The organism is Bifidobacterium stellenboschense, assembly GCF_000741785.1.
Classification (GTDB): Bacteria; Actinomycetota; Actinomycetes; order Actinomycetales; family Bifidobacteriaceae; genus Bifidobacterium; species Bifidobacterium stellenboschense.
The window spans coordinates 252,808-278,617 of sequence record NZ_JGZP01000014.1; the positions used below are offsets into that span (position 1 = coordinate 252,808).

The window sequence follows — 25,810 nt, forward strand, 5'->3', positions numbered from 1 at the left end:
GGCGTAGTCGAACCGGTTTACTGCCGCGATTTTTGCCGTTGTGGCGGTGTTCGCGGGCGTGTGTGGGGATGCGTGGCGAATGTGCGAAAGCGTTTTTGCGTTTTTGCGAAAAGTGCGCTATATTGTGAAAAGGCTTTCGCAGAGTTTCGTCAAGTCGAAGAAGGACCGGACGGGACGGCGAAAGACAGGAGGCGGAAGGTCCGCCACCGCCTCTCACAGATGAGCGGAACCATAGAGAAAGAAGCGATCATGTCTTTCAATAAGAAGATCACGCGCACGCTGGCCGGCATCGCCGCCGCCGCTATGCTGATCCCGCTGGCCGCATGCGGCGGCGGCAGCTCGAACGCCGCCGACACCTCCGACATCCCGGCCAAGGGCACCGACGACGGCACCACGATCACCATGTGGACCCGTTCCCCGCTGGAACGTCAAGCCAAGGGCGTCGTCGAAGCCTACAACAAGAGCCACAAGAACCAGGTCAAGCTTGAGATCATCCCGAACGACGACATGGAAGGCAAGGTCGGCGGCGCCACGCAGACCGACTCCCTGCCGGACATCCTCGCCGGCGATGTCGTGCGCATCCCGTACTGGGCCTCCGAAGGCATCTTCGCCGACATCACCAAGCAGATCGACGGTCTCGACAACCTCAAGGACCTGCAGCAGGGCCATATCGAGGCGGGCACCGTGGACGGAGCCAAGCACACGTTGCCGTTCATCACCGACGTCTCCGTGATGGTGTGGAACAAGAACCTCTACAAGGAGGCCGGACTCGACCCGGAGCAGGGCCCGAAGTCCATCGAACAGTTCACCGAGCAGGCCAAGAAGGTCGCCGCCCTCGATAAGGATGGCGTCGCGGGCTCCTACCTCGCCGGCCAATCCGGCGGCGCCCTCGTGTTCGACCTCTTCCCGTCCGTGTGGGCCGACGGCGAATCCGTCATGAACGCCGACGGTACCGCCGCCACGCTGAACAACGACTCCATGAAGGCCGTCCTCGAATCCTACAAGGAGCTGGCCAACACCAAGAACGGTCTCGGCGCGGGCTCCAAGGAAGAGACCGGCGCGACCTGGACCGCTCCGTTCGCGAACGGCAAGATCGGTGTCATGCCCTACCCGAACACCTCCCTCAACGACATCTTCGACGCTGAGAAGTCCGGCGGCTTCGAGGTCGGCGTGACCCCGATCCCGGGCACCAAGGAAGGCAAGACCTCGACGTTCCTCGGTGGCGACGCCATGGGCATCTCCAAGGACTCCAAGCACGTCGCGCAGGCGTGGAACTTCCTCTACTGGCTCATGCAGTCCGACACCCAGAAGGAAGTCTTCGCCGACAACGGCTACACCGCCTCCAACATCGAGACCCTGAAGACCGCCTACAAGGACGCCGATCCGCGCATCCAGACCATCAACTCCACGATCATCGACGGCAACGGCCAGACCCCGAAGTCCGCGGCCTTCAACGAAGGCTTCAACGCGGCCGGCTCCCCGTGGCAGCTGCTCGTGCAGAACGCCGTCTGGGGCAAGTCGAACCTCAAGGCCGACAACCAGGCCGTCACCGACGTCCTCGCCGGCAACTGATCCGATAGCTCCGATGATTCGATAATCCGATAATCCGGTAACGACCGCAGCTCCCCGCCCGCCGGCGGGGGCTGCCGGTCCCCTCCGTTCCCGCGTATGTGTTCCGCTGCCGGGGCTGATTCCACAACTTCCTGTTGTGCACTCTCCTTCATTCTCCTCCGGGAATCAGCCCTGATAACGGATTGCATCCGATTCGTCATCCGCCGAACCGCGTCGATCCGGCCATCCGATCCCTTCCGATCACCACTTCCATATCCATAAAGGAGCGAAGCATGTCAAGTGTTTCCAAATCCGCCGTGCCCGAGCACAAGTCCACGGCCAAGGCGCAGGCGTTCAAACGCGGCATCCTGTACGCGCTGCCCGACTGGGTCATGATCGTCGTCCTGTTCTTCGTGCCGATCGTGCTGCTGGTCATCATGGCCTGCTCGCGCTGGAGCCTGCTGGGCGGCAACCGCGGCGTCAACTTCCCGGACAACTTCGTCGAGGTCGTCAACAACAAACTGTTCTGGCCGTCGATCTGGTTCACCCTCGAATACACGGTGATCGTCACGATCTTCCTGCTCGCGCTCGGCCTCGGCATGGCCCTCATCGTGCAGGAGAGCACCAAGTGGAACAACGTGCTGAGGACCTGCTTCCTGCTGCCCTCCGCCACCGGTCTCGCCTCCGCGTCGCTGCTGTTCTACGCGCTGTACTCGCCGCAGGTCGGCCCGCTGACCAAGATCCTGAGCTCGCTCGGCCTCATCCAGGACGGCGGCTCCGTGCTCGCCACCGGCCAATCCGCGCTGTGGGCCACGATCGTCGTCATCGTCTGGCGCTTCTCCGGCTACTACATGCTGCTCATGATGATCGGCCTGCAGGCCATCCCCGGCGACCTTTACGAGGCGGCCCGCATGGACGGCGCCGGCACCTGGCGCATCTTCCGCTCCATCACCCTGCCGCTGATGAAGCCGACCATCGTGATGTGCCTCGTCTACTGCGTCACCGGTTCGATCCTCGCCTTCGACCAGTTCTTCATCCTGACCAAGGGCGGCCCGAACAACTCCACGATGACCGTCGTGCAGCTCATCTACAACTTCGCGTTCGACTCCAAGAAGGACCTCGGCATGGCCGCGGCGCTGTCGCTGATCGTGCTCGTCGCCCTCGTGATCATCAACTCCATCCAGATGCGCGGCATGCGCGACAACACCAAGTGAGAAAGGGGAGGTAACACATCATGACTACCCCGTTGTGGAAGCGCGTCATCGCCCGCGTCCTCGAAGCCGTTCTGGCCATTATCTTCATCAGCCCGCTGCTCTGGGTCGTCGTCAGCTCGTTCAGCCCGCAGAAAGGCTCCGCCCAGTCGGAAGGCTGGGGTGTGGCCAACTACCTCACGCTGTTCGGCTATCAGGAGGGACTGCCGAAGTACCTGTTCAACTCGATCGTCGTCAGCCTCGTCGCCGTGGTCTTCTCCGTGGTCGTCTGCACGCTGGCGGGCTACTCCTTCTCCCGATTCGACTATCCGGGCCGCAACCTCGGCTTCATGGTCACGCTGTCCATCCTCATGGTGCCGTACGCCTCGCTGCTGATCCCGTTGATGGTGTGGTTCAAGGACATCGGCCTCAACGACACCCTGCTCGGCGTGGGCCTCGTCATCACGTTGTTCCAGCTGCCGATGTCGACGTTCATCATGCGCAACGCGTTCGACGCCATCCCGAAGGACATGGAGGAGGCCGCCATGGTCGACGGCTGCAATTCCTTCCAGGCGTTGGTCAAGATCCTCGTGCCGGTCGTCAAGCCCTCGATGGTCACCGTCGGACTGCTCGCCTTCCTCGAAGCGTGGAACAACTTCATGATCCCGCTGTACCTGAGCTCCTCCGCGAAGAGCACCCTGCCGCTCGCGATGGTGAACATGCGCCAGCAGACGATGGGCGTCATCGACTACGGCGCCACCGAAGCCGGCGTCGTCGTCCTCCTCATCCCCTGCGCCATCCTCTTCCTCGCACTCCAGAAGTACTACGTGAAGGGCTTCATGGCCGGTGCCGTGAAGGGATGATGACTGACGTCATCATCCCTTCGGGAACAGCCCGGTGGGCTGTTCCCAGGCACCGGGCCGAGGCGCGACAGCGCCGAGGCCAGGTCTGAGCCTCGCCGAAGGCGAGTCCGTAATCGCAGGGCCGGAGGCGGTGCCGTCAAGGCTGACAAACCAGCCCCTCCGCAGGCCGGTCCGTTCCCCGGTGGACTTCAGCGGCCATCCACGCATATCCAATCCCTATCTCCACACGGCTGTGGCGTGCGATACGCCGCGTGCCGCCGCCGTCATTCATGAAAGGTCAATCATGAAGGTAACCATCACCTCACCGTTCTGGAAGCAGCGTCGCGACCAGATCGTCGAATCGGTGATTCCGTACCAGTGGGGCGTCATGAACGACGAGATCGATACCGTCGTTCCCGACGATCCCGCCGGCAACCAGCTTTCCGACAACAAAAGCCATGCGGTCGCGAACCTCAAGGTGGCCGCGGGCGAACTCGACGACGAGTTCCACGGCATGGTGTTCCAGGATTCCGACGTCTACAAGTGGCTGGAGGAGGCCGCGTACGCGCTCGCCTACCATCCGGACCCGGAGCTCAAGGCCCTGTGCGACAGGACGGTGGACCTCATCGCCCGCGCCCAGCAGCCCGACGGCTATCTGGACACCCCGTACCAGATCAGGTCGGGCATCTGGGCGAAACGCCCCCGCTTCTCGCTGATCCAGCAGAGCCATGAGATGTACGTCATGGGCCACTACATCGAAGCGGCCGTCGCCTACCATGAGGTCACCGGCAACGAGCAGGCCCTCGACGTGGCCAGACGCATGGCCGACTGCCTCGATGCCAACTTCGGCCCCGAAGACGGCAAGATCCACGGTGCCGACGGCCATCCGGAGATCGAGCTGGCCCTCGCCAAACTGTACGATGCGACCGGGGAACCGCGGTATCTTACGCTCGCGCGGTACCTCATCGACGTGCGCGGTCAGGACCCGAAGTTCTACGACAAGCAGCGCGAAGCCATGCACGGCGACAACATCTTCCCCGATCTCGGTTTCTACAAGCCCGAATACTTCCAGGCCGCCGAGCCGGTCCGCGAGCAGCAGGCCGCGAACGGCCACGCGGTGCGCGTCGGCTACCTGTGCACCGGCATCGCGCACGTCGCCCGCCTGACCGGCGACGAGGGGCTCATGGAGACGGCGAAGCGTTTTTGGCGCAACATCGTCACCAGGCGCATGTACGTGACCGGCGCGATCGGATCCACGCACGTCGGCGAATCGTTCACCTACGACTACGATTTGCCGAACGACACGATGTACGGCGAGACGTGCGCGTCCGTCGCGATGAGTATGTTCGCGCGGCAGATGCTGCTCGCCGAGCCAAAAGGCGAATATGCGGACGTGCTGGAGAAGGAGCTGTTCAACGGTGCCATCGCCGGCATTTCGCTCGACGGCAAACAGTACTACTACGTCAACGCGTTGGAGACCACGCCCGATGGCCTGGCCAACCCGGACCGTCACCACGTGCTCTCGCACCGCGTCGATTGGTTCGGCTGCGCCTGCTGCCCGGCGAACATCGCCCGCCTCATCGCCTCCGTGGACCGCTACATCTATACGGTGCGCGACGGCGGCGCCACGGTGCTCAGCCACCAGTTCATCGCGAACGAGGCGTCGTTCGGGAACGGTCTCGCCGTGACGCAGGAGTCGAACTTCCCGTGGGACGGCCACGTGGCCTTCCACGTGTCCCTGCCGGCGGACGCCGCCACTCCGGTGCGGTTCGGCGTGCGCGTCCCCGCGTGGTCCGCGTCCGCGTTCACGCTGCAGCGGGACGGCGAGCCCGTCGCCGCTTCCGTGCAGGACGGTTTCGTCTACTTCGACGTCGCGCCGGGCGACGCGTTCGGCCTTACGCTCGAACTGGACATGTCGGTGAAATTCGTGCGCGCCAACTCGCACGTGCGCTCCGATGCCGGACAGGTGGCCGTGATGCGCGGTCCGCTCGTCTACTGCGCCGAGCAGGTCGACAACGAGGGCGACCTGTGGTCGTATCGTCTGGCCGACGGCGTGACCGGCGCGTCCGCCGACGTGGCGTTCGAACCGGGCCTATTGGGCGGCGTGGACACGATCGCGCTGCCCGCGGTGCGCGAGGCGGCCGATGACGACGATGCCCCGCTCTACCTGCCTGCCGATGAGCCGCGCCATGGCGAGGCCGCGACGCTCAGGCTGGTGCCGTACTACTCGTGGGCGAACCGCGAGGTCGGCCAGATGTGCGTGTTCCAGCGCAGGTAATCCGCCGGATGGTGGCCGTCACGTCTGTGTGGCGAGACGGCCACCTTGCCTACCGTCGCGAACGTACGCTGAGTGTGACTCAGCGTACGTTCGCGACGGTAGGGATGAAAATGACCGTCGTCGGCGTACGCCTGCGTGCTGTCGTGCTGTCGGACGGCACGGGCTCGCTACCGCAGCGGCAACGTGGATTCGCGCTGGATCAGACGGCACGGCACGTATTCGATGCCGTGATGCGGGTGTCCGTTGATCGCATCGAGCAGCTTGCGTGCCGCGATATGCCCGATCTCCTCCACCGGATTGACAATCGAGGTGAGTGGCGGTACGGAATCGAGTGTGAGCACCTGCCAGTCGTCGTGGCCGATCACCGCCACGTCGCGCGGTACCTCAAGCCCCTCCTGCCGCAATACGGTGAGGCATCCGCGCGCGATTTGGTCGTTCTGGCAGACCACGCCGTCGAAGTCGACATGCTGGTCGATGAGCAGTCGTGTGGCTGCGCGGCCCCAGCTTTCCGACCATTCGTTGAAACGCACCGGTCCCGCCGGTTCCAGTCCGGCGTCGTGCAGCGCCTGCATCGTTCCCTTGAGACGGTCCGTGGCGGCGTCGAACGTCTCGTTGCCGCCGATGACCGCGATTCTGCTTTTGCCGCAGGAGAGGAGATGCTCGACGGCAAGCCGCCCCGCCTGCACGTTGTCGCAGGTCACCGAACACTCATCCGGATCTTCGCTGGGGGCGAGAGCATAAACGACCGGAATGTCGGTTTCCTGCCTCACCGACGGGCGCGGGTTGGTCTCCTGTCCGGCCATGAGGATGCCGTCAGCGTTCCTGGACGCGAAGAAGGCGAGGCCGTTGCGCTCCAGCTGCGTGTCGCCTCGCGCGTTGTTGAGCATCACCGTGTTCGAGGTGCCGGCGAGCTCGTCCTCCGCCCCGATGAGGATCGGTATGCTCCAGCGTCCCACCAGATCGGAGGTGATCACGCCGATTGAACCTGAACGCGTCGTATCGTCCGAGGCTGTGGGGTTTTCCGGGGAGGCTGCGGACGATGCCGGGATGTATCCGATACGCTGTGCCGTGGCGAGTACTTTCGCACGCGTCGTTTCGCTGACACGGGGCTGGTGGTTCAGAGCCTTCGACGCCGTCGCCAGCGAAACCCCCGCGGCCGCGGCCACGTCAGCCAAGGTGGTTTTGCGCGGGGAGGCGTTCTCGCGTCTACGTTCGGCGGCATTCATCGGTATGGTTCCTTTGCGGCGTGACGGTGGTGATATTGGCCTCCATTGTATCGCCTGCGCCGGGGGCTGTGAAAACTTTTCGCGTGTTTTTTCGCACTTCCGTGCGAATGTTCCGTCGGCGTTCTTGATGGTCAGTGTTTCTGACGGTCGATGTTTTTGACGGTCAACGTTCTTGACATGACGGTGGATAACCCGCTTCCATCCACACGCCATCCACAACACGCCCGGAGGCGGGGGCTCTTTCCACAACGCCCGTTCGCGATGGCGGCGCAGGCGCGCGAAGGCGCACGCTGGAGGAGCCGAGGAAATCGGCGGGACCGGGACGGCGAATCCCGGCCGGATCGTTTCCCTCGGTCCATAACCGAACAGCCACCACACGACCATCGCGGGCACGCGCCCGCGGACAGCAACGGCGCCGGCGAGGAAGCCGGCCGGAAAGGACCTCACATGGGCATCCAACAAGCGCTGGTGACCGTCACCGGCAATCTCGGGGCGGACCCCGTCCCCTTCACCACGGGCGCGGGAGTCCCCGCATGCTCGTTCCGTCTCGGCGTCACGCCGCGGTTCTACGACCAGAACGCCGGGCAATGGCGCGACCGCGGCACCTCATGGGTGGGCGTATGCGCCTACCGCTCGCTCGCGAAGAACATCCTCGGCTCGCTCAACAAAGGCGATCCGGCGATCGTCACCGGCACGCTGCGCGTCGAACGTTGGCAGAAGGACGGCGCCGACCGCAGCTCGCCCGTCATCGACGCGTCGGCAGTCGGTCCAGACCTGAGTCAAGGCATCGCGCGAATCAACAAGCTCAACCGCAACCAGCCCAGTGCGGACGCATCGGCGAACGGCGGTGGTGCCGGCGGCGTGGCGCCTCCTGCGAACGGCGGCATGCCGGCGAACGGGAGCGTGCCGGCGAACGGCATCGCGGATCCGATGAACCCCGCGATTCCGCCGAACCGAGCCAGCATGGGCGCTGCCGTGGCGGGCGTGACCATCGACACGAGCGGCGTCGGCGGTGGTGTCGCCGGGGCCGCCGCGACGGGCGATGCCACGGGCAACGGGAACGGCGCCGGCGCGCCTGTCGGCTCGGCGACCAGCGTTTCCTCCACGTCCGGTGATGGTGGAGTCGCCGTCGACCCCGCCACCGGCGAGGTGGGTGAACCGGATGAGCCCGACGATTTCGACACTCCGGCGATGTGATCGCCTATCCGTGGACGGCGGCATCGCTTTGTCGTGGTGCCGCCGTCCACACCACTAATGCTCAGCGATACTAACGCTTGACGATACTAACGGGTGGCGATAGTATGTATATACAGACTCGAGACAAGAAACTGAAGGATTTCCTATTCGGCGGCGAATACCCGAAATGGTATCCCATCGAATGCGCGCGCCAATTGGCATGGCGCCTGCAGTTACTCAAATCTGCCCAGACGCTGAACGATCTTCGTACGCCGCCAGGCAATAGGCTGGAACGGTTAAGCGGAAATCTGAAGGGCTACTGGAGTATCCGGGTAAATCGGCAATATCGTCGTCTCATCTTCCGATGGGACGCAGTGGAAAAGGAGGCCTATGATGTCTACTTCGACGACTATCACCGGTAGGGATTTGCTCGCCACGCCCGGCGAGATCCTCAAGGAGGAGTTCATGGAGCCGCTGGGCATCAGCAACTATCGGCTCGCCAAGGCAATCGGCGTCTCCGAAACCGCGGTGGGGGAGATCATCAAGGGCAAGCGCGGCATCAGCGTGGCGATGGCCCACCGGCTCGGCAAGGCGCTCAACACCTCCGCCGAATTCTGGATGAACCTCCAGCGCGACTACGAGATCTTCACCTTCGACCCCTCCACGGTGGAGAACATCCAGCCGCTGGTCCCACAGCAACCGCTCGTGACCGAGTAGGCGACGCCCCCTCCACCCGGGAGCCCCGGAAAGCCGGACTGAGGGGGCAAACGTTCGAACATGCGTCACATACGTACGCTGACGTCTGCACTTTGTTGCCTACTGACTCGCCCGATTTGCTTATCGTCGGGGTGGGTGCCGCACACATTGCGGGCATGTATCGCCGACTGATCGCCTTCAGCGGATGATTGATGCATGTTTCGAGGCATGGTTGACATTCCGTTGCCCTGTTTTGCCGCGCCGTCGTGTCACACAATGTCAACGCAAGCCGTCTCGGACCGTTGCGTTGCACGGCCGCGTGCCACACAAGCTGTTCCGGACCGTTGCATGGCACGGTGATGCGCCACGCAACGGTCATTTCGCGTGATTCGCGCTTGCGTGGCGCGCTATCAGGCGAAAACCGTGCCACACAAGTGCGAATCGTTCAATTCACCGGTAGTGTGGCATCGCACCGTGCCACGCAATCCCCGAATCCCTCGGATTCGCGTTGCATGGCACGAAAAACGCGAGAATGCACGATATAGCAAGCCACGCAACGCCCGTACGGCGTTTTGGGCGGAAGTGTGGCACACCACCGTGCCACACTTCCCGCACCGACCCATAGTGTGGCACGACTCCCCGGGTCAAGAGCCGATGGGAATGCGAATGGCGCGGATTCCCATCGGCCCGCGGAGTATGCCCGCGGAGTATGCTCACCGGAATCCAACATACGTGGATATGGTGAGTCAGGCTCCCTTAACGGGGAGCGGTGTCCGCCGCGTCTCATTGTTTTACCAGATGCGCACGCGCGACTCCGGCGCGAGGTACATCGCATCGCCCGGCTTCACGTCGAAGGCCTTGTAGAACAGGTCCACGTTGCGCACGATGCCGTTCGTGCGGCACTCGGCGGGGGAGTGCGGATCGATTTGGAGGTACTGTTCGGCGAGTTCGTCGCGGTTCTTGGTGCGCCAGATCGAGGCGTAGCTCAGGAAGAAGCGCTGCAGGCCGGTGAAGCCGTCGAGCTCCGGCGCGGTCGCGAGCGATGTCTCGATCGCCGCGGCGGAACCGTCCTCGGGGCGGCCGGCGGCCTTGTCCAGCGCGAACGCGTACGCCTTCAACGCGATGTTCACGCCGCCCAGATCGCCGATGTTCTCTCCGATCGTCAACGCGCCGTTCACGTGCGGGGCCTTGTCCGGCTCGTCCGCGTACTTCTCCGCCAACTGGCGAGGCACGAACGCGTTGTACTGTTCGATCAGTGCCTTCGTGCGCGCTTCGAAGTTCGCCTTGTCCTCCGCGGTCCACCAGTCGTTGAGCTTGCCGTCGCCGTCGTACTGCGCGCCCTGATCGTCGAACCCATGACCGATCTCGTGGCCGATCACCGCGCCGATGCCGCCGTAGTTGGCCGCATCCTCCGCATCCGGGTCGAAGAACGGGGGCTGCAGGATCGCCGCGGGGAACACGATTACGTTCATCGTCGGCTCATAGTAGGCGTTCACCGTCTGCGGGTTCATCAGCCACTCGTCCTTGTCGACAGGCTTGCCGGCCTTGCCCAGCTCGTAGCCCATCACGTACAGGGCCACGGCCTTCATGTTGTCGGCGAACACCGCATCCTCGTGCACGTCCAGCGCCGCGTAATCGCGCCAATGGTTCGTGTAACCGATCTTCGGCGTGAACTTGGAGAGCTTCTCCAACGCCTTCGCCTTCGTGTCCTCGCCCAGCCAATCCGAATTCGTGATCGACACGCGGTATGCGTCGATCAGATTCGCGACCAGCTGCTCCATGCGCTGCTTCGAGCTTTCCGGGAAGTGACGCTTTACGTATTCGCGGCCCACATCCTCGCCGCACACGCCGTTGACCATGCTCACGCCGCGCTTCCAACGCACACGCTGCTTCTTCTGACCGGACAATACCTTGCCGAAGAAGTCGAAGTTCGTCCTGTCGAACTCATGCGACAGGTAGGAGGCCGCGCCGACGATCATATGGACGCGCGCCCACAGCTTGAGGTCCTCCAGATCGGCCGCATCCCAGAACGCGTCGAGACCCGTCAGGAAGCTCGGCTCGTGCACGATCACGCGGCCGAAGATCGCGCGGAAGTCGAGCGGCTGCACGCTCGCCGCTGGCTTGGCGTCGTAACCTGCCTGACAGGCGTCGATCCACGCGCCGATGTCGAAGTGCGTGAGCATCGTGGCCAGATCGGCGAAATTGGTGGGATTGTAGGTCTTCACCGAATCGCGCGTCGCCACATTGTCCCAATGGTTCGCGGCGATGCGGGTCTCCACGTCGAGGAAACGGCGGGCCATGTCGAGAGCGGCCTCGCTCGGCGTCGGAATCGGCGCCTCGTCGGCATCCTCATCGGAGACGTCGCCGTGCGTCGGAATCTCGTCGTCGACATTCGGATTGTCCTCGGCCGCCGGCGCGTAGCCGGCGTTCACGAGCTGGGTGGCGACCATGCGCACGTACGCCTCGCGCACCGGCGCGTAATGGTCCTCACGATAGTATGCCTCGTCCGGCAGCAGCAGACCGGCCTGCTCGATGTGCAGGATGTTGTGGTCCGGATCGCCCGGATCGCCGTAGACGGCGACGCCGAGGATGTCCGAACCGCCCTCGGCGTTGAGCTCGCCGAGCGCGCGCGTCATCTCGGCCTTGCTCGTCACGGCGTCGATGATGTCGAGCGCCGGCTTGATCGGCGCGATGCCGGCCTTCTCGATCGCCTCGGTATTGAGGAACGAACGGTACAGGGCGCGCGACTTAGCACCCGGCGCGGCAATGTCGACGCCGGCCGCGTTCTCATCCTCGAGGATGTCGCGGATCTGGTTCTCCGCATCCTCGGCGAGCTTGTCGAACGAACCGTAGCGGGAACGGTCGTCGGGCAGACGATACGTGTCGATCCACGGGCCGTTCACGTAACGGAACAGATCGTCGGAAGGCTTGACGACGCCGGAGAACGACGCCGGGTCGATGCCGGACTTGAGCGCGCCGGCGGCGGTTGCAGATGTTTCACTCATAGGGCCAAGCCTAGTCGGTGCGCCGCCGGCGGGCCGTCAGACGCCCGCGAGCGGCTTGACGACGTCGGCTTGGCCGAGACGCGCGGACACCGCTTCGACGATCGCGTTCACGTTCTTCGTGTTCTTGCCGTAGTCGATGAGACCGAAATTCAGCTTCGACGTGACCGTGACCCACGTGCGGCCGTCAGGCCCCTGCGTCACCTGCGCCCACGCCTTCTCACCCCACGAGGTGAGACTGATGCCCTTGACGTATGTGACCGTCCACGTGTTCGAATCGGCCGCGCCCGGCTCGAAGCCGTCCAACGACTGGCTGATTTGCGCCAGTGCGTCGAACACCTCCTTCGGCTGCTGCGTGAACGCCACCGTGATCGACTTACCTGCTCCCCATCCCATGAGACACGCTCCTTCGTCGTCTCGTCGTTGCCGCACCGACTTCGTGCGTGCTCCTACTATCCCACGATTCCGCCGCGCCGACAGGGAGGCGGGCCGGCGCGGCGGATGAACAATGGGTGAATCATTGTGTGGGCGCCCTCGGGCTTGGAACCGCCCGCGGTTTGGGAACCACCCTCAGTCTCGCTACGCGAGCCAGCTCCCGCCAGCGGGAGCGGGACGGGCAGGGCGGGAGCTGGCTGGAGCGGGGCGGGGTGTATACCGCCCATTTCACCACTCCAGAGCGCGAGCCGGCTTCCGCCGGCTGGGGCAGTGACAGGGGGAGCGGGGCCGCTACAGGAGGACGATCTGACGGTTGAGGATCGCGTCGTTGTTCTTCGTCGGCACTGTCTTCCAATCGACCGAACCGAAATCGCCGTGACCCGCGTGACGGTCCACGTACTTGCGCATCCATTCGAAGCACTGCTGCGTCTGGATCGCATCGCTCAGGGCGCGGTGTTCCTCGTTCTCGGCGATGTCGAAGCGCTGGATCAGATCGAGCAGACGATGATGGCGTTCACGCGTGAACAGCGTGCGGCTGATCTGCATCGTATCGAAATCCACGCAGGAGAACGGGCCGTCCAGCACCTTGCGCGCGTTCCAGTCAAGGAAGCTCAGATCGAAGCGGATGTTGTGACCGATCAGCGGCTCGGCCACGGCCACGCCCGTTCCGGTCGTGATGCGTTCGTTGGTTTCCCCGCCGTTTTCTGTATCCTCCGCGCCCTGCGCGAGCCAGGCAACGAACTCGGGCAGCACCTGGTCGATCGGGTCGAGGCCCGCGACCATATCATCGGTGATGCCGGTGAGCTTCACCACCGCCGCGGGAATCGGACGCAGCGGGTTCACCAGACGCTGGAAACGGTCCACGATGCGACGGTCACGCACACGCACCGCGCCGATCTCCGTGATCGCGCAGCTGTTCGGGTAGAAGCCGGTCGTCTCCAGATCGAGCGCCACATAATCGGACGGGAAGCCCGCCACACGGGAGGAATCCGCGGCGGCTGCCTCGAGATCGGAATGCTGGTCGAAAACGGTGGTGCCGGAAACGGTCACGGCTGCTCCTTACTCACAAGGTCATATTCATCAAGTCGTATGCACTGGTCACGCGCGTCAGTTATGCGCGGGTCAGGCCGTTCACGCCGTCACGCACGCCTGCGCGGTCGCGGACCATCCGCTATCACGACGGCCTATCATGCGCACTCCATGGTAGACGAGCCACCGGGACACGGAACACCTGTACCGGTTCTCGCCGGCACCGCGTGTCACTCGCGGCATTGTACGGTCGCGGTGCCGGTGGCAACGCGGTCCGGCACGACAAAAGAAAAGCCCGGCGGGAATGCCGGGCTTTGAGAGAGAAGAAGAGAAGAAGGGGTTCAGTTATGTGGCCTTGAATGGCCTGAACCCATACAACCGCGCGATATTCAACGACATATGCGAATCATCTGGGAAAACCGTGTGAGATGCGGCGTCGTTCATGCCGGTATTCCCTTTCCTGGCCCGTCGAGACGGCGAACGTGCATGGTTTTGAGGCGAACGTGTATGGTCCAAGGTGTGACGTGTATGGTTTCCGAGGCCTTGTGCATGGTTCGGGAGGCCTTGTGCAGGCCGTTGGAACGAACGTGCGGGGTGCGGTGCTGAAGAGCGCTGTTACGGAGGAGTAGCTGCCTACGCAAAAGCCCGGAATTCCGACAATCCACGTTCCGTCTGCCGATGCGTGGATGCCGTTCTTCAGACCCACACCATACAGGTTGCCTCCACCGGACTACACGTTCATGTCGAAACCATGCAGGTTCGTGCCGAAACCATGCAGGTTGGTTCCTAATGCCCATTCGCGTCCTTAACCACACGCGTCATCCATATAATCCGGATTATTCGAACTGGCATCGGTCCCGACGACGGACGATATGATGCGCCGGCACCTCCTATAGTTGGAATGTCATGCTGCCGTCACCGGCAGACGGCGCGCAAACGGAGACGGCCAAAGCGAAAGGCGAGCAATGAAACGGATCGTGGCGGGAATCGTGGCGCATGTGGACGCCGGTAAGACCACACTCTCCGAAGCGTTGCTCTACCGCACCGGCGAAATCCGCAAACTCGGCCGCGTCGACCACGGCGACGCCTTCCTCGACACCGACAGCCTTGAAAAAGCGCGCGGCATCACCATCTCCGCGCATCAGGCGCTCGTCGACTACGGCGACCTGAAACTCACCCTGCTCGACACCCCCGGCCACGTCGACTTCGCCGCCGAAACCGAACGCGTGCTGCGCGCCCTCGACTACGCGATCCTCGTCGTCTCCGGCACCGACGGCGTGCAGGGCCACACCGAAACGCTCTGGCGGCTGCTCGCCCGCTACCAAGTGCCCACGTTCGTCTTCGTCAACAAATGCGACGCCGCCGGATTCGACCGTGGCGCGGCGCTCGCAGACCTGCGCCGCCGTCTCGGCGACGCGGTGTACCCGTTGCCGCTGCCCGGTTCGGCCAATGAAATCGATGACGAGCATGGTGGAATCACGGATGCTGCCGGCACTGGAATCGACGCTATGATTTCTGACGTCACCCCCGTCGACCTTGGCGACGCCGCCGAGGACATCGCCACGCTTGACGAATCCGCGATGGACGAATACCTCGAGACCGGTATGTTGACCGTCGGCACGCTGCGCGGCATGATCGCGAATCGTGAGTTGTTCCCCGTGAGCTTCGGCTCCGCGTTGAAGCTCGACGGCGTGAGGGAATTCCTCGACTCGCTCGACGCGTACACGCGCGAGACCGCGTGGCCGGATGCGTTCGGCGCGCGTGTGTTCAAGATCTCGCATGACGACAAGCACAACCGGCTCACCTGGCTGCGCGTGACCGGCGGCACGCTGAAGGCCAAGTCGATGGTCACGCTCGGCGGCGGTGCCAACACCGACAACGCGCCTGCTGATGCCGGCGACGCGACGACGGCTGAACCCACCCCCGAGAAGATCGACCAGGTGCGCGTCTACAACGGCGCGCGCTTCGAAATCGCCACCGAACTGCCGGCTGGCGCGGTATGCGCGGTCACTGGTCTCGAACGCACGTTCCCGGGTGCCGGGCTCGGTGCGGAGCCGGCGGCGGAAAGCCCCGAAATGCAGCCGGTCCTCACCTACACGGTGCTGCCTCCGGACGCCGCGGGCGCGACGGGCGACAAGACCGCCATGGGAACAGGCCCCGGCTACACTGCGGATACCTCCCAGACCGCCATCGGCGGCACCTCCGGCCCCGAGTCCACCGCCCCGACCCCACGCTTCGACGATCTCACCCTGCACAAGGTGATCGCCGCGCTACGTGAGCTCGAGGACGAGGACCCGCTGCTCCACGTCGTGTGGGTGGAACGGCTGCAGGAGCTCCACGTGCAGCTGATGGGCGCCGTGCAGCTCGAGATCATCCAGCAGACCCTCCACGACCGGTTCGGCCTCGACGTGGCGTTCGGCCCCGGTTCGATCCTCTACCGCGAGACCATCACCAAGCCCATCGAAGGCGTCGGTCATTTCGAGCCGCTACGCCATTACGCGGAGGCGCACATCCTGCTCGAACCGGGCGAACCGGGCAGCGGCGTCACGGTGGCGTCCGCGTTGAGCGTCAACGAACTCGACCGCAACTGGCAGCGGCTCATCCTCACGCATCTGACCGAACGCGAGCATCTGGGCGTACTCACCGGCTCGCCGCTCACGGACGTGAAAATGACGCTCGTCGCCGCCCGAGCGCACCTGAAGCACACGGAGGGCGGCGACTTCCGGCAGGCCACCTACCGTGCCATCCGGCAGGGGCTGATGGAGGCGCGCGCCGGCGTGGCCGGCCGCCCGGTCATCGGCGAGGACACGGCGCGGCCTGCGTACGAGTCGCCGGAGGAGGACGAGACGGACGACGGCGAGAACGACAAGGCCCGCGGCAAGGGCAGCGGCGGCGTCGGCGACCGCGACGTCGCCGCGATGGTGAAGGCCGTCGCCGCCGATCCGGGCAACTGCGTGCTGCTGGAACCGTGGTACCGGTTCCGTCTCGAAGTGCCGTCCGACATGATCGGGCGCGCGATGGCCGACATCCAGCGCATGTCCGGCACGTTCGAGGCGCCCGCGGACGACGGCGACTATGCGGTCGTCGAAGGCGAGGCGCCGGTGAGCGAGATGCGCGACTATGCGATGGACGTGAACGCGTACACGCACGGCCGTGGACGGTTCTCCGCCACATTCGGCGGATACAAGCCGTGCCATGACGCGGCGCGCGTGATCGAGGAGACCGCGTACGACCCGGAATCCGATGTGGAGAACACACCCGATTCGGTGTTCTGCGCGCACGGCGCCGGATACCCGGTCAAATGGTACAAAGTCCCCGAATTCGCCCACGTCGACTACGCGACCGCCCTGTAGAGCTCTTTCAGGATTCCTTTGTCAGGCTCCCCGCGTCCTACCAGATCTGCGGCCGCACGAACCCGTGGCGTTCGAGGAACCGCTGCACGTCGCGCAGCTCGTCCATGTTGATGGAGTGCGCCATGCCCGGGTACACGTGCTCGTCGAGCGTGCCGTGCGTGCGCCAGAACGCGCTCATCGCCGTCACATCCGACTTGGGGAAGATGTCGTCGATCGCGCCGTGGCCGTAGAAGACCGGCGGCTTCGCGCCCGCGCCAGCGAGCGTCGCGTCGCCGGGCAGGTCGCCGGGGGCGAGCCAGCCGGAGAAGCTGACGGCCGCCGCGTAGCGCGCCGGGTCGAAGCGCAGCATGTGCGCGGCGAGCAGGCCGCCCTGCGAGAAGCCCATCGTGACGACCGTGCGGTCGGCGGGGATGTTCGCGCGCACCCAGTCGTCGATCGCCTGCGCCGCCTCCTTCGCCTGACGGGTCAGGGATTCGCCCTCCGGCACGCCCTCGTGCGCCCAGTCGCCGAACCAGGTGCCGCCCATGCCGTAGGGGATCGGGGCCCTGAGGCTCGCGTAGTCGGCGGAACCGGCGCCGCAGTAGCGCAGCAGGTCGGGCAGATCGTATTCGTTGGAACCCCATCCGTGCAGCAGCACGAACACGGGGGAGCCGGTGGCGCCGGAGCCCGAGCCGGCGCCGTTCAGACGCGTCAAAGCCTTCGTGATCTTCATGCCTCCCAGTGTAGGCCGGCGGTAGCCTCGCCCCGCTCCCGCCGGCGGGAGCTGGCCCGCGAAGCGGGACTGAGGGTGGTGGACGCCGGTTCGCATCGGGACCACCCCCACCCGGCTGCCGCCGGGAGCCCCCGCCGGCGGGGGCGTGCGCGTGAATCCGCTGCTGCGCCGGGAGCCTTGCCGGTGGGGTGTGTGAGAAACCGGGCGTGCGAAGAACCGTGCGTGCGGGGAACCGTGCGTGCGGGGAACCGATCCGACGATAACAACCCATAAGGAAGCCGTATAGCAACGCCGTGGGATTACGCGAAAACGTTGGTTATGCTCGGTAGCAGCCGTGCGGGGAACGGCCCCGCGCAATGCCACGCGAACACGATAGGGGGTGCGCAATGACCAGGTTCAACACTCAGCTCGTCCACGGCCTTCCGGTCGGCGATAACGCCACCGGCGCCGTGAACCCGCCGATCTACAACTCCACGACATATGCCTTCGAGAAGGTCGGGTCCATGCCCCGCTACGATTACGCGCGCAGCGGCAACCCGACCCGCGAGTTCCTGGAGAACCAGATCGCGCAGCTCGAGCACGGCACGCGCGGTTTCGCGTTCGCGTCCGGCCTGGCCGCGATCCACGCCGTGCTGAGCGTGTTCAAGCCGGGCGACCGCATCGTCGTCGGCAAGAACATCTACGGCGGCACCTATTCGCTGTTCCATGAATACTTCGCCGACCGTGGCCTCACGTTCGACGCGGTCGACACCCATGACGCCGCCGCGCTGGAGGCCGCCGTCGCCGGCGACCGCGCCCAGGGCGTCCAGCCCGCGAAGGCCGTCTACTTCGAGGTACTCACCAATCCGCTGCTCGACGTGAACGACGTGCGCGCCATCGCGAACATCGCGCACCGTCACGGCGCGATCGCCATCGTCGACAATACGTTCGTCACCCCGTACCTGCAGCGTCCGCTCGACTTGGGCGCCGACGTGGTCCTCCACTCCGCGACCAAGTATCTCGCCGGCCATTCCGACGTGAACGCGGGTCTTGTGGTCACGCTCGGCGAGAAGATCGGCCAGCAGATCTACTTCGCACAGAACCGTTTCGGCGGCGTGCTCGCGCCGGCCGAATGCGACGCGGTGCGCCGCGGCATCCAGACGCTTGCCCTGCGTATGGACCGCCAGCAGGCGAACGCGAAGGCCGTCGCCCAGTATCTGCTCGCGCATCCGCTCGTCAAGACCGTCAACTATCCGGGGCTGCCCGGCCGCGAACGTGAGCTCGCCGCCAAGGGCCTGAGGGGCGCGGGCGGCGTGCTGAGCTTCGAGGTCGTGCCCGGCGTCGACCCGGCCGACGTGCTCGACAACCTGCACGTGTTCCGTCTGGCCGTCTCGCTCGGCGCGGTCGAAAGCCTCGCGGAGCTGCCGTGTCGCATGACGCATTTCGAACTGCCGCGCGAGGAGCGTCTCAAGGTCGGCATCACCGACGAACTGGTGCGCCTGTCCATCGGCATCGAGGATGCGGCCGACCTGATCGAGGATCTCGGCCAGGCGTTCGACATCGCCTACGAGCAGTACATCAGGCGTCACGCCGACGTCGACGTGTTCGGCGAACTCACCGCCGGCGTCCTCGCCTAGTCTCGCCTAGCGTTTGCGCTCCCGCCGGCGGGAGCTGGCCGCGAAGCGGACTGAGGGTGGTCTGGCGGGAAACGTACGCGCAACCACCCCCACCCGGCCATGCCGGGAGCCCCCGCCAGCGGGGGCGGTCTCTTGATTATGCGCGGCACGTCCTCGGCGGCCAACGGCTACCAGCGGGCGGTTTCCGTGGTCCGGCTATGGTCCAGCTGCGGCACGTTGGTTTTCTCAGATCAGCCCGTCCTCTTCGAGCGCGGCGGCCATGCGGTCGAACGCCTCGACGAGCAGCGGGCGCGGCATCGCGACGTTGAACCGCACGCAGCCGCGCCCGGCCTCGCCGCATTCGCGTCCGTCGGTGAGCGCCACGTGAGCGCGCTTCAGGAAATACCCAGCAGGATCGTCCAATCCGAGCGGCGAGAAGTCGAGCCATGCGATGTACGTGCCCTGCGGCCGCGCATACCGCACCGCCGAGAGCCGCCCGCGCATCGCGGCATCGACCACGTCGAAATTGCCTTTCAGATAATCGAGCACGCCGTCCAGCCATGCCGACCCGCCGTCATAGGCGGCGACCGCCGCATACGCGCCGATCGTGGCCGTCTGGTGTTCGGACATCTCCGCGTCGCGGATCCACATCGCCATATCCGCCGGATTCGTGAGGATCACCTGCGCGCATTTCGTTCCGGCGATGTTGAACGCCTTCGACGCGCTCGTCGCCGTGAACGCCTGCATCGCCGTGCGTTCGTCGATCGATGCGAACGGCACGTGCCGGGCACCATCGTAGACGAACGGCGCGTGGATCTCGTCGGAGAAGATGCGCACGTCGTACCGGTCGGCGAGCGCGGACAGCCGCAGCATCTCGTCGCGCGTCAGCACCTTGCCAATCGGATTATGCGGGTTGCACAGCACGAACGCGTGGCAGCCGCCCGCGAACGCGCGTTCGATCGCGTCGAAATCGAACAGCCATCCCGCGCCGTCGCCGCCGTCCTCGCCGTCACGCAGCATCGGAATCTCGATCACGTCGACGCCGCACAGTCCCGGCACGCTCAGGAACGGCATGTACGCGGGCGTCGGCACGACGATCGCGTTGCCCTCGCCGACGATCTCGTTCAGGAAGACCTCATACGCCTCCATCACGTCCGGCACGGTGCGGATGACCGCCGGGTCGACGGTCCAGTCGTAACGCAGCTGCCATGCGGCGCACGCGCGCGCCACCTCGCGCTTCAACGGGTCCGACAGGTAGCCGGTCGCGCCGCGCGTCGCCGCGTCGGCGATCGCGCGTGCGACGCACGGCGCGAGACCGAAGTCCATTTCCGCGATGAACGCGCCGATCGCGCCCGGGAACCGCGTCCACTTGTCCGAGCCGATGCGCGCGAGGTCGTCCGCCGTGAGCGCGTCGATCGCCGCCGCGTCGAACGCCGGCATGGTCGCGCCGCACGTGCGTGCGTGCGCGCCGCAGCCGGCGGTTCCGGCGGTGATGGTGTCGTGAGATTCCGTGACGTCGGCGGCCGTGCGCGCCTCGTCGATGATGGTGCCGTTCATGCTCATGGCGTCCATTGTCCGCGCGACGACGATGCCGTTCAACGCCGCCGCACCGAGGAATCGTGATGGCGTTCGCGCAATTGCTTATCGCGACGAACGTGACGGGCGCGGTAGACGCGACGCGGCATCGCCGTGACGTCACTGCGCGGTCAGATACGTGACCGCCGTGCGTTTGAGCTCGCGCACCAGCGCGTCCACCGCCGGGCGGTGGTCGCCGGTGCGCGTCACCACGCCCACTTCGCGTGTCGCGTAGTCGTCGGCGATCGGGCAGGCGACCAGATCCTCGCCCAGATTGATGTGCGTGTCGAGTTCCGGCACGAGCGAGACGCCCATGCCCACTTCGACGAGATTCTGCGTCGCCCAGTAGTCGTCCGTCGCATGGACGACGTCCGGCGTGAACCCGGCGCGCGACGCGAGTTTGACGAGATTCGCACGGCAGGTCGGACAGCCGGCGATCCATGATTCATCCTTCGCGGCCGCCAGCGAGACCGGCTTGCGGTCCTCCTCGTAGCGGCGCGCCACGTCGCTCGACCGGCGCACGAGCAGACGCAGCGGGTCCGCGCCGAGCGAATGGAACGTGAGGTCGTCGCCCAACGGGAGGAACGACGGGATGGAACTGTAGCGGAACACGGCGGCCGCGTCCGCCTTGCCGCGCGCCACTTGCACGATCGCCTCCGGCGGCTCCATCTGCGTGAGGCTCAGCTTCACGTCGGTGAACATGCCCAGTTTGACCACGGCGCGCGCCGCGATCGTCGAACAGATCGACGGCGGCGCGATCAGCGACAGATGCGAGTAGCGGCGTTCGCGATAGTCCTCCAATTCGCGCGAGGCGTGTTCGAGGCGTTCCGCGATCGACTCGCCGTGGCGGGCGAGCATCGCGCCCGTCGCCGTGAGCCGCACGCCGTGCGACGTGCGTTCCACGAGTGTCGTGCCGCATTGCGCCTCCAGCTTCTTGATCTGCTGGCTGATCGCCGGCTGCGACCAGCCGAGCGCCTTCGCCGTGGCCGAGAACGAACCGTAGCGTTCGATCTGCCACAGGGTGACCAGCGACTGCGGGTTCAGTTCCGTCATAAGCGACTCGATTCGTTGAGGATGGGTGGATGGTGCGGTGTGTGAGCGGTGTGTGGCATGGGGTGATGCCGTCGGCTAGTTTTCGTTCGTCAGATAGGTGTGTGCGGAAATGAACGAGGCGTGCTTCCCTCGGAAATCCACATCTCCACGATAGACCACGGAACGCTGTTCCGGCGGGATGCCGAGTCCGTCTCCCACGGGCGTGAGATTCTTGCAGAAATCATCGCGGGCCGTCTGTCCGGATTTGATTTCGATGAGCCGCGGATGCAGGGCGTCGGTCATGTCCATGAGGTCGATTTCCACGCCGTTGGTGTCGCGGTAGAAGAACAGGTGAGGCTCCTTGTCCGCGTTGAAGTACCGTTTGATGGTCTCCCCGATGATGAGGTTCTCGAACACTTCGCCGCGCTGTGGATGATGGATGAGCGTCTCCGCGCTGTCGATGCCGAGCAGGTAATTCAGCAGTCCGGTGTCGTGGAAGTAGAGTTTCGGTGTCTTGATCAGACGTTTGCGCGCGTTCGACGCGTATGGTGCTAGCAGGAAAACGATGTAGCTGGATGTGAGAATGGATAGCCACGCCTTCGCGGTTTTACTGCTGACACCGGCTTCCGCCCCCAGTTTGCTGAAATTGACGAGCTGACCGGCGCTCTGCGCGCACAGGCGCAGAAACGTGCGGAACGATTGCAGGTTGCGTACGTCGAGGATATCCGCCACGTCGCGCTGTATATAGGTGGTGATGTAGCTGCGGTAATACACGGATTCGGGGATGTCCACCTCGTACAGGTGAGGGTATCCGCCGCGGAACATGAACGCGTCGACGGTAAGCGAGGGGTTGGCCTGAGTGGCTTCGGCATAGCTCAACGGCAGCAGCTGCATGATGCCGACCCTGCCGGCCAGTGATTCGTCCACATGCTTGAGCATGAGAAAATTCTGGGAACCGGACAGGAGATATTGGCCCATGTCATGTCGTTCATCGGATGCGGCCTGGATTTCCGGGAACAGGTCGGGAGCGTATTGCGCTTCGTCGATGAACAGATGCGAGGGACGGGATCGGATGAATCCGACCGGATCCTCCTGTGCGCCTGTCCGGATGTTCCTGGTCTCCAGATTGAGATAGTCGTAATCAGGGAACGCATGGCGGAGCAGCGTGGATTTGCCGCTTTGCCTTGGGCCCATGACCGATACCACGGGGAACCATGTCGCCATCTGGCGTGCGCGTGCCGTAAGCGTGCGTGGGATCATCGCTGATGCCTTTCCTGCAGGTTCGTCGATTGCCGAGAATGGATATGTAGATTCGGAAGTGGGACTTATGATAATCGGGAAGTGGGACTTATGATAATCAGGAAGTGGGATTGCTGATGATTCATCAGTGGAAAGCATGCGGATTCATCAGTGGGCTGGTGTGGTTGCACGGCGCGATAATGTCCATGACGAAATCGTTCTCCGGCCTTGTACGCGATGTTGTGATCGATCGTTGAGCACTGTGAGCATGTGCGTCCAGAGACGAGAAGGTGCCGGGGGGCGTCTTCTCTCCGGGCCGCGGGCGGTAAGCCAGACGAATTCCAAGCATGAGGCGGTTTGCTCTCCGGTGCATATGTGCCGGCACTCGTGTCTACCGCTTATTCTGTTGGTATGACTTCAAAGACCATCGCGCAGATCCGCAACGAGGCTGCGGCGTCGCTTTCGCCGAAGCGGCAGCAGCAGTGGGAGCAGTTTCTGACTCCCATGCCCGTTGCCGAACAGGCGGTGGGTCTGTTCACTCCGACCGATGATCCGGTACGGATCCTCGACCTGGGTTCCGGTTCGGGCATTCTCAGTGCGGTGACAGCCAGCCGGTCGGCGAGTGGCAGCAGCGTCGTCGCCATCGAACAGGACACCGAGCTTGCGCGGGCTTCCGAATCATCGTTGCGTCAGGTCTGCGACGATGTCGAGGTCATCAACAAATCGGTGTTCGACGTGCTGCTGGATGCTCGGTTCGACCGCGTGATCCTGAACCCGCCGTATAAGAAGATCAGCCCGACCGTTATCTCCACAAGCGGCGGTGGCGTGAAGGTCACGAACCTGTACACGGCGTTTCTGGTGATGGCGATTCAGGCGATGGATGATGGCGGCGAGTGCGTCGCCATCATCCCGCGTTCATGGATGAACGGTGACTACTTCAAGGATTTCCGCAAGTGGATGCTGAACGAGTGCAGTCTCGACGTGCTGGCCGTATATGGGTCGCGTCACGAGCATTTCAAGGACATGAACATCCTGCAGGAGATCATGCTGGTGAAGATGTCCAAGCGTCAACAGGCCGAGAAGGTCACGGTGTATGCCGAAGCTTCTCCTGTCGAGCCGCTGGAAGATCAGCCGCATGAGTCGGTGGCGTTGAAAGCGTTGCTCATGGGGCGTGACCGCATCGTTCGCGTCCGGCAACAGGATCCGCGGCTATCCGGTTTCAAGACGATGGCCGATCAGGGTTTGTGGGTGTCCACGGGCAAACTGGTATGGTTCCGCAATCGTGATGTGCTGTCGGATGTCGAGGACCCGAACGGGCACCCGTTATATTGGTCGGATAACCAGAACGGCATGATGACCCTGCATCCGGTCGAGTGTGACCGCGAGCAGTGGGTGACCGAGAAAGCCGATACGCGCAATATCGTGTTGCCGGCTGGCAGCTATTGTCTGGTGAACCGTTTTTCCGCCAAGGAGCAGCAGCGCCGCATTCATGCGTCGTACTTGCATAGTGGCGTGGAGTTCGTGGCCGACAACAAGCTGAATTACGTGCATCAGGGCACGTCACGGCATACGGTGCCATTGGACGATAGAGTCGCGCGTGGCCTGACGTTGTGGTTGTCGTCCTCGATCGTCGATGAATGGTACCGGCAGGTATCCGGCAGCACGCAGGTCAACGCGACCGATCTGCGGCAGCTGCCGTGCCCATCGAAGGCTCAACTGGCTGTGTTGGCCGATAGCTTGCCTGTCGATAATGACGTAAGTCAGAGCCGTATCGACGAGACGATTGGAAGGCTGTTCTCATGGGTGCAAGCAAGCTGATCGATGAAGCGCTGGAAGCATTGCGTGATTTCGAAGTCGGCAAGGACCAGCTGAACGAGCGCAGCGCCATGACCTTGCTGGCGTTGCTGCATCTTAAGGAGAGCGATTCGTGGGAGCAGGCCACGAATCCGATGATGGGCACGCGGGCGATCATGGACTGGATTCGCGATGAGTTCGGCGTGGATTACAAGCCGAACACGCGTGAGACGATTCGACGATTCACACTGCATCAGTTCGTCATGGCCGGAATCGTCGAGGAGAACGCCGACCGGCCCGATCGTCCCATCAATTCACCGAAATGGAACTATCGTGTCACGGATGCGGCGCTTGAGGTGCTCCGCAATCACGATGCCACGGCGTTCAAGTCGGACCTTGAACGGTTTCTCCTTGAACATGTCTCCTATGCGTCGCTGATCGAAGAACGGCGCAATCTGCCGAAGACACCGGTGACGCTGCCGTCCGGTTCGGCGCTGGAGCTGTCGCCCGGAGGACAGTCGGTGCTCATCAAGGCGATGGTGGAGGAGATGCTGCCGCGATTCGCTCCCGGATGTCAGATCGTCTATATCGATGACACCGACCATAAGCATGGCGTGATTGATGCCGAACTCATGGACCAGCTGGGCATCGGTCTCAAAGCCCGTGAGAAAGCCCCCGATGTGATTGCATGGGACGCGAAGCGCGGCTGGTTGTTCCTCATGGAAGCCGCCAGCACGCACGGGCCAGTTGATGTGACTCGCAAGGCCGAGCTGCATGACCTGTTCACGGAGCAATGGGACAAGGTCGTGCTCGTCTCCTGCTTCCCTGACCGTAGGACCATGCAGAAGTATCTCGCCCTGATCGCTTGGGAAACGGAAGCGTGGTGCGCGGATACCCCCGACCATATGATGCACTTCGACGGGTCACGCTTCATGGGGCCATACGGGGATTAGGCCTCCTGTCGTGTTGTTCGGCCATGGCGTCGGGCGCGGATAGCGGTTCATAAACGGGGTGGATAGCGGGGATAGCGGTCCATAAGGAGGCCGTATAGCCACGCCGTGATTTCGCCTGTTGCGGCATGGTAC

19 protein-coding genes are annotated in these 25,810 nt (G+C 64.1%); 11 read left to right on the forward strand and 8 right to left on the reverse strand.

The genetic code is table 11. From position 1 onward, the window contains the following. Positions 1 to 246: 246 nt before the first annotated feature. The 4 genes from BSTEL_RS07575 (at position 247) to BSTEL_RS07590 (ending at position 5,861) form a co-directional block, all read left to right on the forward strand. On the forward strand, positions 247 to 1,572 hold the full coding sequence (locus BSTEL_RS07575) for an extracellular solute-binding protein (RefSeq protein WP_034529201.1): 1,326 nt from the start codon (positions 247 to 249) through the stop codon (positions 1,570 to 1,572). A gap of 272 nt (positions 1,573 to 1,844) precedes the next feature. Then, positions 1,845 to 2,765 (forward strand): carbohydrate ABC transporter permease, encoded by a 921-nt coding sequence (locus BSTEL_RS07580; RefSeq protein WP_034528988.1) that lies wholly within the window; start codon positions 1,845 to 1,847, stop codon positions 2,763 to 2,765. 20 nt (positions 2,766 to 2,785) lie between these two features. After that, entirely contained in the window at positions 2,786 to 3,604 is an 819-nt protein-coding gene (locus tag BSTEL_RS07585) for a carbohydrate ABC transporter permease (RefSeq protein WP_034528991.1), read from the forward strand. Between the two features lie 283 nt (positions 3,605 to 3,887). Continuing rightward, on the forward strand, positions 3,888 to 5,861 hold the full coding sequence (locus BSTEL_RS07590; protein WP_034528994.1) for a glycoside hydrolase family 127 protein: 1,974 nt from the start codon (positions 3,888 to 3,890) through the stop codon (positions 5,859 to 5,861). Between the two features lie 167 nt (positions 5,862 to 6,028). On the opposite strand, the gene BSTEL_RS07595 is transcribed toward BSTEL_RS07590, so the two are convergent. Further along, on the reverse strand, positions 6,029 to 7,087 hold the full coding sequence (locus BSTEL_RS07595; RefSeq protein ID WP_051922950.1) for a LacI family DNA-binding transcriptional regulator: 1,059 nt from the start codon (positions 7,085 to 7,087) through the stop codon (positions 6,029 to 6,031). A gap of 447 nt (positions 7,088 to 7,534) precedes the next feature. On the opposite strand from BSTEL_RS07595, the gene BSTEL_RS11475 reads away from it, so the two are divergent. The 3 genes from BSTEL_RS11475 (at position 7,535) to BSTEL_RS07610 (ending at position 8,980) form a co-directional block, all read left to right on the forward strand. Continuing rightward, positions 7,535 to 8,284, forward strand: coding sequence for a single-stranded DNA-binding protein (locus BSTEL_RS11475; RefSeq protein WP_051922951.1), 750 nt, complete (start codon positions 7,535 to 7,537; stop codon positions 8,282 to 8,284). Positions 8,285 to 8,388: 104 nt separating this feature from the next. Next, the gene (locus BSTEL_RS07605; protein ID WP_034528998.1) at positions 8,389 to 8,685 is read left to right on the forward strand and encodes a type II toxin-antitoxin system RelE/ParE family toxin; all 297 of its coding nucleotides are present in this window, start codon (positions 8,389 to 8,391) and stop codon (positions 8,683 to 8,685) included. After that, positions 8,657 to 8,980, forward strand: coding sequence for a HigA family addiction module antitoxin (locus BSTEL_RS07610; RefSeq protein WP_051922952.1), 324 nt, complete (start codon positions 8,657 to 8,659; stop codon positions 8,978 to 8,980). Before BSTEL_RS07605 ends, BSTEL_RS07610 begins: the two co-directional genes overlap by 29 nt. Positions 8,981 to 9,750: 770 nt before the next feature. On the opposite strand, the gene BSTEL_RS07615 is transcribed toward BSTEL_RS07610, so the two are convergent. The 3 genes from BSTEL_RS07615 to BSTEL_RS07625 all read right to left on the reverse strand — a co-directional run bounded on the left by BSTEL_RS07615 (position 9,751) and on the right by BSTEL_RS07625 (position 13,446). Further along, positions 9,751 to 11,964: a M13 family metallopeptidase gene (locus tag BSTEL_RS07615; RefSeq protein ID WP_034529003.1), complete on the reverse strand. Its 2,214-nt coding sequence runs from the start codon at positions 11,962 to 11,964 to the stop codon at positions 9,751 to 9,753. 36 nt (positions 11,965 to 12,000) lie between these two features. Next, positions 12,001 to 12,357, reverse strand: a complete 357-nt coding sequence (locus tag BSTEL_RS07620; protein ID WP_034529008.1) for a hypothetical protein — start codon at positions 12,355 to 12,357, stop codon at positions 12,001 to 12,003. Between the two features lie 330 nt (positions 12,358 to 12,687). Continuing rightward, positions 12,688 to 13,446: a 3'-5' exonuclease gene (locus tag BSTEL_RS07625; protein ID WP_034529012.1), complete on the reverse strand. Its 759-nt coding sequence runs from the start codon at positions 13,444 to 13,446 to the stop codon at positions 12,688 to 12,690. Positions 13,447 to 14,390: 944 nt separating this feature from the next. On the opposite strand from BSTEL_RS07625, the gene BSTEL_RS07630 reads away from it, so the two are divergent. After that, on the forward strand, positions 14,391 to 16,778 hold the full coding sequence (locus tag BSTEL_RS07630; RefSeq protein ID WP_034529017.1) for a GTP-binding protein: 2,388 nt from the start codon (positions 14,391 to 14,393) through the stop codon (positions 16,776 to 16,778). Between the two features lie 37 nt (positions 16,779 to 16,815). Here the strand turns inward: BSTEL_RS07630 and BSTEL_RS07635 are convergent, their stop codons facing one another. Next, complete coding sequence (locus BSTEL_RS07635) at positions 16,816 to 17,490, reverse strand: alpha/beta hydrolase (RefSeq protein WP_034529021.1); 675 nt, start codon at positions 17,488 to 17,490, stop codon at positions 16,816 to 16,818. A gap of 386 nt (positions 17,491 to 17,876) precedes the next feature. Here BSTEL_RS07635 and BSTEL_RS07640 point away from each other — a divergent pair, with 386 nt between their 5' ends. Beyond that, entirely contained in the window at positions 17,877 to 19,106 is a 1,230-nt protein-coding gene (locus BSTEL_RS07640; protein ID WP_034529025.1) for a trans-sulfuration enzyme family protein, read from the forward strand. A 225-nt stretch (positions 19,107 to 19,331) separates the two neighbouring features. Here the strand turns inward: BSTEL_RS07640 and BSTEL_RS07645 are convergent, their stop codons facing one another. From BSTEL_RS07645 to BSTEL_RS07655, 3 genes are all read right to left on the reverse strand, one after another. Next, positions 19,332 to 20,525 (reverse strand): MalY/PatB family protein, encoded by a 1,194-nt coding sequence (locus BSTEL_RS07645; protein WP_034529210.1) that lies wholly within the window; start codon positions 20,523 to 20,525, stop codon positions 19,332 to 19,334. A 255-nt stretch (positions 20,526 to 20,780) separates the two neighbouring features. Beyond that, on the reverse strand, positions 20,781 to 21,713 hold the full coding sequence (locus tag BSTEL_RS07650; protein WP_034529027.1) for a LysR family transcriptional regulator: 933 nt from the start codon (positions 21,711 to 21,713) through the stop codon (positions 20,781 to 20,783). Positions 21,714 to 21,788: 75 nt separating this feature from the next. After that, positions 21,789 to 22,886, reverse strand: coding sequence for an ATP-binding protein (locus tag BSTEL_RS07655; RefSeq protein ID WP_238567660.1), 1,098 nt, complete (start codon positions 22,884 to 22,886; stop codon positions 21,789 to 21,791). 456 nt (positions 22,887 to 23,342) lie between these two features. Here BSTEL_RS07655 and BSTEL_RS07660 point away from each other — a divergent pair, with 456 nt between their 5' ends. Together BSTEL_RS07660 and BSTEL_RS07665 are read left to right on the forward strand one after the other, a co-directional pair. Continuing rightward, complete coding sequence (locus tag BSTEL_RS07660) at positions 23,343 to 24,749, forward strand: Eco57I restriction-modification methylase domain-containing protein (protein WP_034529032.1); 1,407 nt, start codon at positions 23,343 to 23,345, stop codon at positions 24,747 to 24,749. Continuing rightward, positions 24,731 to 25,678, forward strand: a complete 948-nt coding sequence (locus BSTEL_RS07665; RefSeq protein ID WP_034529034.1) for a BsuBI/PstI family type II restriction endonuclease — start codon at positions 24,731 to 24,733, stop codon at positions 25,676 to 25,678. The genes BSTEL_RS07660 and BSTEL_RS07665 overlap by 19 nt, the downstream gene beginning before the upstream one ends. Positions 25,679 to 25,810 lie beyond the last annotated feature (132 nt).